At 54.7% G+C, this 12,540-nt stretch carries 12 protein-coding genes and 3 tRNA genes; 8 read left to right on the top strand and 7 right to left on the bottom strand.

Going from position 1 to position 12,540, the window contains the following annotated elements:
* Positions 1–5 precede the first annotated feature (5 nt).
* The 3 genes from OLTU_RS31150 (at position 6) to OLTU_RS31140 (ending at position 2,001) form a co-directional block, all read left to right on the top strand.
* Positions 6–983 (top strand): fumarylacetoacetate hydrolase family protein, encoded by a 978-nt coding sequence (locus tag OLTU_RS31150; protein ID WP_141736606.1) that lies wholly within the window; start codon positions 6–8, stop codon positions 981–983.
* A 314-nt stretch (positions 984–1,297) separates the two neighbouring features.
* On the top strand, positions 1,298–1,585 hold the full coding sequence (locus OLTU_RS31145; protein WP_141736605.1) for a type II toxin-antitoxin system prevent-host-death family antitoxin: 288 nt from the start codon (positions 1,298–1,300) through the stop codon (positions 1,583–1,585).
* A 17-nt stretch (positions 1,586–1,602) separates the two neighbouring features.
* Positions 1,603–2,001 carry a type II toxin-antitoxin system VapC family toxin gene (locus OLTU_RS31140; protein WP_176737116.1) on the top strand — a complete coding sequence of 133 codons (399 nt, stop codon included), beginning with the start codon at positions 1,603–1,605 and terminating at the stop codon, positions 1,999–2,001.
* A 51-nt stretch (positions 2,002–2,052) separates the two neighbouring features.
* On the opposite strand, the gene OLTU_RS31135 is transcribed toward OLTU_RS31140, so the two are convergent.
* A complete protein-coding gene (locus tag OLTU_RS31135; RefSeq protein WP_141736915.1) occupies positions 2,053–3,060 on the bottom strand; it encodes an alpha/beta fold hydrolase in 1,008 nt (335 codons plus the stop codon).
* A gap of 119 nt (positions 3,061–3,179) precedes the next feature.
* On the opposite strand from OLTU_RS31135, the gene OLTU_RS31130 reads away from it, so the two are divergent.
* Positions 3,180–4,175 carry a Gfo/Idh/MocA family protein gene (locus tag OLTU_RS31130; RefSeq protein WP_141736603.1) on the top strand — a complete coding sequence of 332 codons (996 nt, stop codon included), beginning with the start codon at positions 3,180–3,182 and terminating at the stop codon, positions 4,173–4,175.
* Here OLTU_RS31130 and OLTU_RS31125 read toward each other — a convergent pair.
* The 3 genes from OLTU_RS31125 to OLTU_RS31115 all read right to left on the bottom strand — a co-directional run bounded on the left by OLTU_RS31125 (position 4,172) and on the right by OLTU_RS31115 (position 6,390).
* The gene (locus tag OLTU_RS31125; protein WP_141736602.1) at positions 4,172–4,933 is read right to left on the bottom strand and encodes an SDR family NAD(P)-dependent oxidoreductase; all 762 of its coding nucleotides are present in this window, start codon (positions 4,931–4,933) and stop codon (positions 4,172–4,174) included. The genes OLTU_RS31130 and OLTU_RS31125 overlap by 4 nt on opposite strands.
* Complete coding sequence (locus tag OLTU_RS31120; protein WP_218110386.1) at positions 4,930–5,829, bottom strand: R3H domain-containing nucleic acid-binding protein; 900 nt, start codon at positions 5,827–5,829, stop codon at positions 4,930–4,932. The genes OLTU_RS31125 and OLTU_RS31120 overlap by 4 nt, the downstream gene beginning before the upstream one ends.
* A gap of 240 nt (positions 5,830–6,069) precedes the next feature.
* Entirely contained in the window at positions 6,070–6,390 is a 321-nt protein-coding gene (locus OLTU_RS31115; RefSeq protein WP_141736600.1) for a hypothetical protein, read from the bottom strand.
* A gap of 182 nt (positions 6,391–6,572) precedes the next feature.
* Here OLTU_RS31115 and OLTU_RS31110 point away from each other — a divergent pair.
* The 4 genes from OLTU_RS31110 to recN all read left to right on the top strand — a co-directional run bounded on the left by OLTU_RS31110 (position 6,573) and on the right by recN (position 8,792).
* Positions 6,573–6,645: transfer RNA gene (locus tag OLTU_RS31110), tRNA-Lys, on the top strand.
* 11 nt (positions 6,646–6,656) lie between these two features.
* A tRNA-Glu gene (locus tag OLTU_RS31105) sits at positions 6,657–6,733 on the top strand.
* A 94-nt stretch (positions 6,734–6,827) separates the two neighbouring features.
* Positions 6,828–6,903, top strand: a tRNA-Thr gene (locus OLTU_RS31100).
* Between the two features lie 104 nt (positions 6,904–7,007).
* On the top strand, positions 7,008–8,792 hold the full coding sequence (gene recN / locus OLTU_RS31095) for a DNA repair protein RecN (protein ID WP_141736599.1): 1,785 nt from the start codon (positions 7,008–7,010) through the stop codon (positions 8,790–8,792).
* A 1-nt stretch (position 8,793) separates the two neighbouring features.
* On the opposite strand, the gene OLTU_RS31090 is transcribed toward recN, so the two are convergent.
* From OLTU_RS31090 to OLTU_RS31080, 3 genes are all read right to left on the bottom strand, one after another.
* Entirely contained in the window at positions 8,794–10,314 is a 1,521-nt protein-coding gene (locus OLTU_RS31090) for a hypothetical protein (protein ID WP_218110385.1), read from the bottom strand.
* A gap of 69 nt (positions 10,315–10,383) precedes the next feature.
* A complete protein-coding gene (locus OLTU_RS31085) occupies positions 10,384–11,112 on the bottom strand; it encodes an outer membrane beta-barrel protein (protein ID WP_141736597.1) in 729 nt (242 codons plus the stop codon).
* A gap of 41 nt (positions 11,113–11,153) precedes the next feature.
* Positions 11,154–12,260 carry a hypothetical protein gene (locus OLTU_RS31080; RefSeq protein ID WP_141736596.1) on the bottom strand — a complete coding sequence of 369 codons (1,107 nt, stop codon included), beginning with the start codon at positions 12,258–12,260 and terminating at the stop codon, positions 11,154–11,156.
* Between the last annotated feature and the right edge of the window lie 280 nt (positions 12,261–12,540).

Raw genomic sequence — 12,540 nt, 5'->3', positions numbered from 1 at the left:
GAATCATGAAATTCGGCACACGCGACAACGGAACACGAGATGGAGAACTGATGGTCGTCAGCCGGGATCTGCAGCGCTGTCTGCCGGCCGGGCCTGATGTGACGACTCTGCAGGATGCACTGGATCAATGGGATGAGGCGCTGCCGCATCTTCAGAAAGTTGCAGACTTGCTGGAGAAGGATGCGCAGCTGGGCTCCAAAACATCGGATCAGACATGGCGTTCGCCTTTGCCGCGCGCTTATGAATGGATTGATGGCTCGGCTTATATCAACCATGTGGTGCTCGTCAGGAAAGCCCGTGGCGCCGAGCCGCCGGAAACCTTGCGGACGGATCCTTTGATTTATCAGGGTGGATCCGGCGTGTTCCTTGGACCAACGGAAGATATCCGCCTCGCGGATGTGGCCTGGGGCTGTGATTTTGAATCGGAAGTGGCGGTGATACTCGGTGACCTGCCGCAGGGCACAAAGAAAGCCGATGCCGAAAAATACATTCGCCTCGTCATGGTGGTGAATGACGTTTCCCTCCGGAATCTTATTCCCGTGGAATTGCAAAAAGGCTTCGGCTTTTTCCAATCGAAACCCGCTTCCGCCTTCGCTCCTTTCGCGGTAACACCGGATGAACTCGGTTCGTCCTGGAAAGAAGGACGCGTGCATCGCCCGCTCAAAACATGGCTGAACGGCAAACTTTTCGGGGATCCCAATGCCGGTCCGGAAATGCATTTCTCCTTCCATGATCTCATCGCGCATATCGCCAAGACCCGTTCCTATACTGCGGGAACCATACTCGGCAGTGGCACGGTTTCGAACGAGGATCGCAGCCGCGGCTCCTCATGCCTCGCGGAAAAACGCATGATCGAGAAAATTGATACCGGAACCATGACCACACCGTTCCTTCAGTATGGCGACCGCGTGGAGATCGAAATGTTTGATGATGCCGGGAAGAGTATATTTGGGCGAATCAACCAGAAGGTTGTCCCTTTTTAAGTGTGGTAGGCTCGCTGCGTGCCGCATCTCGCGGGGCCTCTGCCCCGCCTGCCGTTTCCCTCCTTGATGAACCAACAATTCCCAATATTTTTAGATGATTGCATAGTCTTAAAAAAGAGTTGTGCAAACTGGACCTTATGCCGCCTGGGGTCTTGTCGAAAGTTGTTTGGAAACTTTCATAAATAAAACAGCTATTTAATTCCTTAAGAAGGCCAGATAGCCCGAAGGCCAGAAATCCTCTTGACCTGAAGTTGGATTTTTCCGATAAACAGTCAAAGGAGCGGCAAGCTCCAAATTTTCGAGGAGATCGAGCCATGACGAACGCAAGGAAAACTGACCAACCATTGTCTGTTTCCGAAGCGAAGAACAGGATGTCAGAACTGGTGAAAGCTGCACAGCGCGCGCCCCAGCGCATCCAGGTAAGTGGGGAGCCGGCAGGCGCAATCATCGGCGAGAAAGACCTTCAGCTACTTTTGGAACTCAAGCGACAGCGACGGGCAAAACTGATGCGGGACTTCATGAAAGCCGCCGAGGACGAGGGAATATACTCGGAGGATTTTGGAGAGCTACGTGGTCCCATAAAGGAAGTGGATGTTAAGTAATCCCGAAGGAGGAGCGATTGATCATCGATACAAGTGTCCTTTCAGCCCTGGTCAGCAAGAACGTGGAACTTCGGGAAAAGGCCTTTGCCTTCTTCGAAACTCTGCCAAGCGCAGCCACATCAGTCGTCGTCATCTATGAAACGGAATACGGGCTGAGAAAGGCGAATTCGAAAAAAGCCTTGGCGAGTTTCAGGAAACTCATCGACGATGGCGATATTGATGTCATCTCAGTAAGCCCAGAAATCGCAGCTCTTGCAGCGGAAAAACGCGCGGAAATGGCTGCGAAAGGGATCACCCTTCACACCGAAGATCTTTTTATCGGGGCCACCGCCAAAATTCTTGATCTGCCGATTGCAACACAGAACCGTCGCGATTTTGAGCCCTGGGGTATCGAAATTATAGCGCCACTCCAATAACGAAGCATTTGGCTGCCAATCTTGTTGGGCAGTCCTGTCGTGCTTCCAGATTTATTCCAGGAAATGACTCAAGGCATCCATATAGACCGAAAACTGCTCCACCTGCGGCATATGCCCGGCCTCCCTGATTTCCACAAGACTGGCTTTTGGTATCGCACGCGCAGTCTTGCGTCCAAGTTCAGGATAATTCCCAAGTGATGAACGGACCGATGCGGGCGCACGGGCTTTTCCCAAGGCGGTGCGGTCGCGCTGTCCAATGATGAGAAGGGTAGGGGCTCGAATGTTACTGAATTCATAAAGCACGGGTTGCGTGAAGATCATGTCCGAGGTGAGCGCCGCGACCCAGGCCACCTTCGGATAATCAGGATGCCGTGTCCAGCCGGCAAGAACGTCAATATGTTTTTCATACTCCGGCTTCCATTGACCTCCGAAGTAGGAATTCTTCTGATACTCCCGAATGCTCGCCTCATCCGCCTTCAATTCACCCGCATAGACCTCATCCACCGTTGCATAAGGAACCACAGTTTTCCAATCCTCAAGACCGATCGGATTCACCAGCGCAAGCTTTTCCACACGCGTCGGATACATCAAAGCCATGCGTGTCGCCAGCATCCCACCCATCGAATGACCGACGACCGAGATCTTATCGATTTTCAAATGGTTCATCAGTTGTTCCGTCAGTGCCGCGAGCTGATGAAAACTATATTGATAGGACCCGGGCTTCGAAGACTTCCCAAATCCAATCTGGTCCGGCACGAGTACTCGATACCCCTTGGCCACCAGAGCAGCCGTGGTGGGTTCCCAGTAGTGCCCCGAGAAATTTTTCCCATGCAAAAGAAGAACGGTCCGCCCGTTGGCTTTCGCCGGTTCCGCCAGCATAAAGGCCATGCGCAGCCTCTGCCCCTGGCTCGACAACTCCAAAAAATGAACGGGCCTTGGATACTCAAAGTTACTGAGCTCCGCGTCATAGGCCGGCCCCTGAGGACTTATCTCCGTATGAGTGCAACCTGCCCCGGCCAGGGAAAGGACAAAAAGCAAAAACCATAGCCTTGTCTTCATCTTCATGGAATGTCCTCTTCACATAAGGAAGTTCAGGTTGATTGTGATAAAGAAAGGACAGCCTGGCAACCCGCATCTCCGGGCGCTGGAGCGCAGAACTTTCGACGATGGGGAACTTTATGACTGTTACACCCTTAATACTCGGAACAGGTCGTGCCGGACATGCCATTGCCAAAAGTCTTGCCTGCCTGAAGGTATTGCACCCCGGGCTGGGCCTCGAAATGCCTGTATGGCTGGAACGCGATGCCTCGCTCGCGCATGAGCGGAAAAAATATGAAAAGCCGCTCCTCTGTATCGCCAATCCCCATGGCCTGCATGCGGCCACCATTCGGGATGCGGCCCGCTCGGGCTTTCCCGCCATCCTCTGTGAAAAGCCGGCCTGCGTGAATCTCGATGAACTGCATCAACTCAGGGACGTGAAAACGCCGACCGCCATCCTGCATGTTTATCGTCAGACCTGGGGTCTCCAAACCTTAAGGCATATGCTGATGGAGGGTGAATTCGGCACCGTGATCGCCATCGAAGGCCGCTACTGGCAGGCGTCCACCGCAGAACGCGCCCTGACTCAGGAAAAAGGAGCACGCACCTGGAAGGATGATATCAGTCTGGCCGGCGCCTACGATGTGTACCTCGACATTGCCACGCACTGGGTTGATGCTGTGAGTTTCCTCTTCGGACACGCCCCCACGCAGGTTCGCGGCTGGCGATCCTTCATCAACTCGGACAGCCCGCATCGCGACTCGCATGTGCAGTTGATGCTGCAATACCCTAACGCAGGCCGCGCCATGGGTTCGATTTCCAAAACCATTCACGGCGCCACCAATCACTTCGAGGTCAACGTGCTGGGCTCCCAACGCAGCGCCACCTGGACGTTTGAGCGACCCGATGAAATTTTCATTGGCGAAGGCCGCGATCGAAGGGTATTGACTCGCAAGGACACCCGACTGGGTTCAGGAAACCCGCCGCATCACGGCATGGGCTGGCTGGAAGGCTATATTGAAATCACAGGGAATTTGATTCGCAGGGTATTCCACGGAGAGACGCGCAGCTACCCCGAACTGCAGGAAACACTCAAAAACTTGCAGCCGATGCTGCAGGCGGAATGGTTTTCTTAAGTCTGCCGATGCACCTTGTAAACACTGGCCTGCGCCGTCGGCATAACAATGATGCTATCGATATTCACATGCGACGGGCGTGAGGTCATAAACAGCACGCACTCGGCAATATCGCGGCCATTCAGGGGAACAAGTCCCTTATAAACCTGCTTGGCCTTTTCCTTGTCGCCACGGAAACGCACGACGGAAAACTCCGTCTCCACCATGCCGGGGTCCACCGTGGAAACACGTATGCCGGTTCCGTTGAGTTCATGCTTCAACACACCGGTCAAAGCCTTCACTCCAAACTTGCTGGCGCAGTAGGCCCCACCATTTTCATAAGGCTGATGCCCGGCAATCGACCCGATCATCACGATGTGACCTGAGCCCTGCTTTTTAAAGATGGGAATCAAGGCCTGCGTGACCCGCATGACGCCCAGAACATTGGTATCGAGTATGGTTTCCCAATCCTCAATTCGTCCCGTCTCCACCGGCTCCAGTCCGATCACAAGCCCCGCATTATTCACCAGGACATCCAGGTGACTATGCTTTTGCTGAGCGGCTTTGACCCAGGACTGAACGGATTCAAGCGAGCGGACATCAAGGGGAAGGCTGAGAATGGAAGCGGCACCCTTTTCCTTGAGCACCGGTTCCAGGGCCTGGAGTTTATCGAGACGCCGGGCTCCCAATACAAGATGGCAGCCTTGCTCAGCGTAAACCAGGGCCAGCGCCTCGCCGATGCCCGACGAAGCGCCTGTTATACATACGACCGCGGTCATGGATTATCCTCTTGCTCCTGCTTCTCGCGCGTCACAACCACAGCGCGCTGCATGCCTTCTCCGGTCGAAAAGGAATGGAAGCCTTCCGCCACGGCTCTTTTATGCTGCAGACGCCGAAAGAAACTGTTGGATGGGTCGAGTTTGATTTCGGCCAGGGCCGGATTGCTGCGCAATTGATCCACAGCTGTGCGGACGGCTTCCAGCGCGGCTCTTTCCTGATCGGCATGACTGCCGCCACTTTTGATACCGCCAGCACCTGCATCGCGACGTGGTCCGCGTGGACGATCGCGATCCTGGCCGCGCTCGTGGCGGTCACGACCACCCTGCTGAGGTCTTCCGCCCTGGCCGCCTCCACTACGACGTGGGGGACCTTTGCTGTCACCGGGACGACCGCGACGCTGAAAGGGAGCATAACGACCGACGGGAGGGCGTGAGCCGACATCCCAGGTCTGCTCTTCTTTTTTCACGAAGACCCAGCGCAGGTATGTCTTGAAGTGTGAGGAAAAATTCGGCAGCAGCTGATCGAGATGCCGATCGATGGTTTCCCAAACTGCGTTGTTATCGCTGGCCTGGAGGGCGTCCGCGGTGTTTTGACTATCAGCACCGGCCAGAATCTTCAGATCCAGGCAGAAAAATACGGCGGGAGCGGTCAGGTTGCCGATATTTTCCATGGTCATGCTGCGATCTTCCAGCAGCGGGGGAAACTGCTCCACATACCAGCGGAGGCAGGCTTCAACCTGCGTCCCAAGATCACCCAAGTCACGAAAGCTATCCCGCTCGCCATCCAGAAAGGCCACTCCATGCGGCCACCTTTGTGGTCCCATGGCTTTGCCAGGCAGGGCTTTGCAGGTTTGTTCATATTCGAAGCAGGAATAAAGGAAATAATCCAACTTCAAGGTACTTGGTTTGAAATTCGATTGTGTCGTACTAATGGCAGCACCCTACTGTGAAATGAAAGATGACTCGTCGCAGGTAAGTCGTCGAGGCTGACGTCGCGGACTGCGACTGCATGCGCCCGGGGCCGAGCTGCAGCGTATATGGTGAAAATTATAACAAGATTCCGGCAAAAGGTAATCGTGAAAAAATATCCAGATGGACATCCCTTCACTTTGACGGAATTGCGTAATCGTATATGCTCAATAAGCCAGACGTCTTGCCAAACTCAAGACTCGGGAACTGACCTGCGATAATTCTTCGACTTCAGTCCACTGATCCGTCTCGCGCTGCATAGTATAAGCCATGAGTTCATGTTCGCCTTCAAAGGCTTCGATGATGGACTCAATGGCTTCTTTCCAGGCCGAGCTGTTTTCCGCAGAGGCGCGCAGCTGGTCGGCTGCCTTGCGAAGATCAGTGACCGCGTCAAATTCCTTTTGTCGCTCCAGGAGCGGACACAGTTTCTCAATAGCGGAAATCAGATCGCTATTTGTCGTTACGCGGTTTCTTTTGATGATCGTCATGCGGCGCTTACTTTCTCTCGAACAGGGCTGACTGACTCTACGTAGGTGGGCCCATACTAGGAGAAACCGGCCTAAAAATCAACTTACGCGAGGCGGCAAATTTATTGGAAAAATAAGTTGACACAAAAATGGTGCGACTGTAGATAGTTAACTCCCTAGCGCAAGCGTTAGGTTGTTAGTGAGGGCTCTTAGCTCAGTTGGTAGAGCAGCACACTTTTAATGTGCGGGTCGCTGGTTCGAATCCAGCAGGGCTCACTTTCTCCCTGGTCCCCATCGTCTAGCTGGCCCAGGACACCGCCCTTTCACGGCGGTAACAGGGGTTCGAATCCCCTTGGGGACGCCATTCCGCTCTTTATTTTTTTCTGGTTTCTGAGCACAATAGGAATGACCAATCAGAGCGCCTCCAGGCGCATTGCTTGTTTGTACCGTTGTCGAAAGCCATCGTAGCTCAGTTGGTAGAGCAGCTGATTCGTAATCAGCAGGTCGTGGGTTCAAGTCCCGTCGATGGCTCCACACTCTTTCCTGGATCCCCCATACATTTGTAAAAGTCACTGGACAAGCGTCAGCACCTTCGAGACATTGTGGAAGTTCGTCCGCTATTCCACGGAGTTTTTCCGATGATTACCCAGTTGTCCATCCGCGGTCTTGCCATAATCGAAGAACTGCATATCGAATTTTCCCCGCAGCTCAACGTGATCACTGGCGAGACGGGAGCAGGCAAATCCATACTGATTAAGGCTCTCCATTTTCTGTTAGGCGCGAAGGCCGATCCCGAGGTCATCCGCCGTGGTTTTCCCCGGGCCCATGTCTCCGCCTCCTTTCTTTTACCCAAAAGTCATGCCTGCGTTGAAGTCCTCGACAGCCATGGCATATGGCACGATGATCAGGATCTGACCGAAGTCATCATTCGGCGGGAAATTGCCCAGAAAGGCCGCTCGCAGGCCTGGGTGAATGATCAGCCGATCACGCTCTCGCTCCTGAAGGAGCTGGGGGCCACCCTCATCGACATCTACGGTCAGCATGAAAACCATCGCATGCTCGACCCGCACACGCATCTCGATTACATCGATGAATTCGTCACCGATCAGGGCTTGAAAACCAGGGTCCAGGCAGCCATGCAGCAGGTCCACCAGATTCTGCAGGAGCTGCGCAAGCGCCTGGAGCAGTATCTCACCCGACGTCGTGAGCAGGATTATCTGCAGTTCCGGTTTGATGAACTCGCCCGCTTTGGACCGAGTCTTGAGGATTACGAGCGCACGATAAAAGTCTGCGAGGAATCCAGTCTCGTCCTGGCCCAGCAGAAGGTTTTTGATCAGGCGCAGAGGATCTGTGATGAAGGTTACAGCGGCCGTTCCCTGACCGCGGCTTTGCAGGAATTGCAAAGGCTGCTCGAAACGCCGGCCGAAAAACTGCAGGATGCCTCGCTTCGGGCCAGCCTCGCCCAGCTCAGCGAACTCAGCACGGTTCTCGATGAACTCAGCTACGGCATAGGCCGGGCGGTGTCCCGTCATACTCTCGATGAGGAGGAAATCGAGGAGCTGCAGTCGCGGCTGGCCGGTTATCAGAGTCTGATGCGCAAGCACTCGGTGCGGAGCGTGGAAGAAATGATGACTGAGTACGAGCGCCTCGAATCCGAGCTTTCCTTTGTTCAGCAGGGTCCGGAAGCCATGGCGGAATCCCTGGACAAGTTGAAAAAGCTGCTCAATGAAGCCGATGACTACGCGCACAAACTTTCGGCCGCCCGCCGGGAAGCTGCGCAGCGTGCGGTCAAGGCTGTGGTGAGCGAGCTGCATGATCTCAATATGAAGGGAGCGCGCATTGATTTCGAGTTTCAGGAGGTGCAGAACACCATCCCGAATCTCGATATCGCCTCCATCGATCCCGCTCTGGTCGAGGACTGGCAGCACTGCGCCAGCATCCTGACCGAAACGGGCAAACAGGGCCGCGAGCGCGGGCAGTTTCTGCTGTCAGCCAACCCGGGGGAAGGCCTCAAGCCGTTGGCCAAGGTCGCCTCGGGAGGCGAGATTTCGCGGATCATGCTCGGCTTCAAGAAAGCCCTGGCGATGGGTGCCAATACCTGTGTCATGGTCTTCGATGAAATCGACACCGGGATTTCAGGACACACAGCGCATATCGTCGGCAAGAAATTGAAGGAACTTTCGACCAGTTTTCAGGTGATCTGCATCTCGCACCTGCCGCAGGTTGCAGCCTATGGGGACGCTCATTTTCTGGTCCAGAAAGCCCAGAAAGGTGAATCCACCGAATCGCAGATTTTGAAATTGAATCGCAAGGCCAGCGAAGAGGAAATCGCCCGTCTTCTGTCAGGCGATCAGGTGACAAGTTCGAGTCTCACGCACGCGCGCCAGCTGATCAAGGCGGCCCGCGATCGTGTGGCCCAGTGAATCAATCCACAGCGGTCGGGACGATTGGCCGGTACCGGCTCTGCATCAGTCGGAATTTCTTCTGAATCTGCTGCTGCCGGGTCTTGGCCTGCATCTCCCGAATCTGCTTCAGTTTCTTTTCTGATACATAGACATAATAGGGAATCTCGACCGTATCCTGCGGCGCAATCGAAATGGGAAGGCGGTTGGTCCGCCGATCCCAGTCGGCTGTGGCGAGGGCCGTGTATTGAGTCAGATAATAACGTCCCACCACGAGCGGCATCAGCACGTCGCCTTCCACGGGCAAATCCAGGGAGTGACCGGTCAACGGCGCGCCAGCCGCTTCGATGCGGGACAGGTCGGTCACCTGACCCGGACGGTGCAGCTGCCGGGGAATCAGTTTCAAAAATCCAACCTTGAGCGTGGTGTCCTGCGAGGTCGGAGGAATCTTATAACGAATATCGCGGGAGCCCTGGATGCTCAGCCACACATCCTCTTCAAAAAAGAGGATCGGGACATCCGAAGTCCCTTCGGCAAAGTGATAGGCCTTGTCACTTTCATAGAGGAAAATTTCCCGACTGCCGAGACAGCTCCAGTCCCAGGCGGAACAATCCAGATCGACCAGCACCGAGCGCGCCTTGCGTTCGGTGAGTTCGCCTTCCACCAGAGTGACCTTATGCTCATGCAGGGAACCATTGAGTTTGATGGAAGCCTCACCCGGCAGCACCGGATAGGTTTCATTGAGATCGAGCCAGTGACCGGCGTTAAGTTCCACGAAGGAAGGGGTCCCGGTGATGCTGGACGAGGCCTGAATATTCACATTGTCCGAGGAACTCACCCGCAGGAAAGCCGGTCGGAATTCATACTGCTGACCTTCAGCCAGATCCACTTCCAGGCGCGTGCCGTTCACTTCCACCCGATAGCGGCCTTTGAGAAGGAACTGCCAGCGACCGAACTTCTGGGTTTCGGTAATCGATAAAAGACCATCCGCGGGCGAGACGAAGAAACTCGTGGCCGGCTTCATGCCTTCATAGGATGCGATCTTGATACCGGAGAGGTTATAGCTCAGGATCTTCGGATTCGCGGTATCGTTCACCTTGTTGAAATCAATCGACATCGGAATCATGCCGACCAAAAGATCGCGGGTTCCATGCAGAATATTCAAGGCATAGCGATTGTGCAGATGCTGACGCGATTTGGTCTTGGTGAAGCGATTGCATTGAATGGAAAAGTTATCCTCGGCCGCGGGAGCGACCGGCGGATTGAAGAGCACCTGATGCGCGACGAGCGACTGAGTTACGTTCGGCAGAACAGTCAGGATCTCGTAGCTGCAATCAGCGAGGATCAGGTAGCGGCCAGGAACCAGCCGCAAGGGCTGGTTATATTGGCCAACCTGCTCCGAGATGAACTGCAGGGGCTCTTCGGATTCGATGCGGTAAATCTCATAGGTTCCAGGATTCGGTGCGCGAACCAGAACTTCACCAGTCACTTCTTCCAGGCGGCAGCTTTGCAGAAGCGTGACGAAGATGGCAAGAACGCACAAGATTCCGCGTGGGCTTGTTTTCATCGGGATCCATACTGAGTCGCTGGGGGCTTGGTCTATCGGCCCGCGTCAGAGCATGAACCGAAGATCAACACCTAATTGGACGGACTTAAATGCTCCGGAACCGAGGGTCAGTTTCCCGCCTACGGCGAATTTTTCCAGAACAAGATACGATACCCCACCGCCCAGGTTCAGATCAACCCCGGATTTCTCAAGGCTTTGATCAATCGTTGGAATCGAGTCGTTGGAATTCAGATGAGTCTCCGACATGCCCAGTTCCGCCGAGGCATTCACCGAGAGTTTACTGTTCAAAGCCATACGGGCCTTGGCACCAAAGAGATAGCTTTCGACAATTGCACGATACTCGCGATTGTCGAGTTGCACGAGAGCTTCCGTGGGACGATAGCGGAAGGTGCCAAACAGATCGAATTTTTTCATAATCGTGAGAAAGCGATAACCGGCTTCGATATCGGCTGTCGTGCCGGTCACCCAATCACCCTTGCTGCCGGAAAGATTGATCCAGGAAAAACTCGAGCCAAGGTACAGCCGGTCCACGTCGCTCGTGGGAGGCGTTGGCGCCGGCGCCTGGGTCTGCACGGCAGGCTGCACGGCGCTCGGACCAGCGGGAACACTGTCGCTCGTTGGCGTCGGCTGTCCACCTGGCAGTGGCGTGCTGGTCGCTGGAGCCTGCGGGCTGTCCGCCTGCAGTGTATCCAGACCCTTGGCAAAGCCCTGGGAAGACAGGCAAACGGCCAAAATATAGGGGGAAACCATCTTCGAGTATCGTTGGATCGACATGGACCTTGTCCTCTTGTGATAGCAGTTGTTTGACTTCGGGGTCAGAGCAGTAACTTGATTTGCACGGCGTAACGGCGATCCTCTTGAAACCCGGCCTGGGTTCCCAGCTCCTCGGCATAGGTGATGGCGCGCAGGTTGATAACACCGACATCAAACTGGAAACCGCCCGTCAGGTAACCCTGATAAAGTCCGGCCTGCAGTTTGATGATGCTGCCGTAACCGACCTCCGTACCCAGATTCCATTTCTTGGAAAACGAGTAGGGCTGGTTGATGGAATGCATGTCCATCGAAGTCAAAACATAGAACTTATCTTTTTGAACGGGCTTCAGACTGAAACCCACGTTGACACTGGCCAGCTGCGGGGCCGGATTGCCCACCGCTTCGCCGCCAATGTCCTGGGTTTCATAGCTCGTGGCTCCAACATCCGTGACGCTCACGCCGATGGTGGGTTCCATCGTTTTGGTCGGTGTAAAGAGCAGTCCCACGTCGGCACCGGTTCCGAAACCACCGAGGGCGTAGTCATTGATCTTCTTGTCGCTGGTATCTGACCCTTTGGTTTGGAAGGCTTCAATGTCTTCCATGGTGAACTGCCGATCGACGCCGGCACGGACCCGGCCTTTGAGCGAGGCGCCGACGCTCAGCTTGTCATCGAGGAAATTCATCGCAAACGTGAAGGGCATGACCAGGCGAACGCCGGCGTCAAAGTCGGCGGCAATGTTCTTATGGAAGACCATGGAGGCTCCCACGTCGATGCCTATGCCAAAGCCAAAGTTCTTGAAAATCAGGTGGGGTGTCAGACCAAAGCCGGCGTGATAGCTTTTGCCGGTATTCGCCTCGATCAATTCCAGGGTATCCGAGACCTTGCCGGATTTGAGTTTATCCTGAACGTCCTTCATCAGGCCGCCGAGGTTGGTGGACAAATCGACCCGCGGGTTCAGGAACTCACCATCCCATTCCTTAAGGCGGGCAAGACCGGCCGGGTTATAGAACAGTGCATTGTAATCGTCGGCAACAGCTACGTAAGCATTGCCCATACCCAAGGGCCGGAGGCCGAAATGGGTCCAGTTCTCAAAATCCTTGCTCAAGCCAGGCTGAGCGTGGATCGCCAGAAAGCTGACTGCCGTTCCTGTCAGGGTCTGCCACCGCATGCTGTTCTCCACAACGAGGGTCCGTCATTGGGCCCCGGTCCGAAAATAGAAAAATCCGCAGTTTATATCAGTCAACTGTATCACACTCACTATTGCATCGCCAAATTGGTTGTGTAAGATATGCGGGTAACTGAAGATTCGCCGGGAAATTATCGGCTTGCCAAATGCGTAGTGTCCCGCCTGTGCTCGTTGCGAAAGGCCAAGGCCCGTGTTAACATACCGACTTCGTCTCGACCTCTGTCCCGCACAAGGGCTTGTCACCAACGAGCTTGAAGATTCT

The sequence above is a fragment of the Oligoflexus tunisiensis genome (genome assembly GCF_001748245.1).
Lineage (GTDB): Bacteria > Bdellovibrionota_B > Oligoflexia > Oligoflexales > Oligoflexaceae > Oligoflexus > Oligoflexus tunisiensis.
The sequence above is the reverse complement of the archived record's forward strand: the minus strand, read 5'-3'. Positions and strand labels throughout refer to the sequence as shown.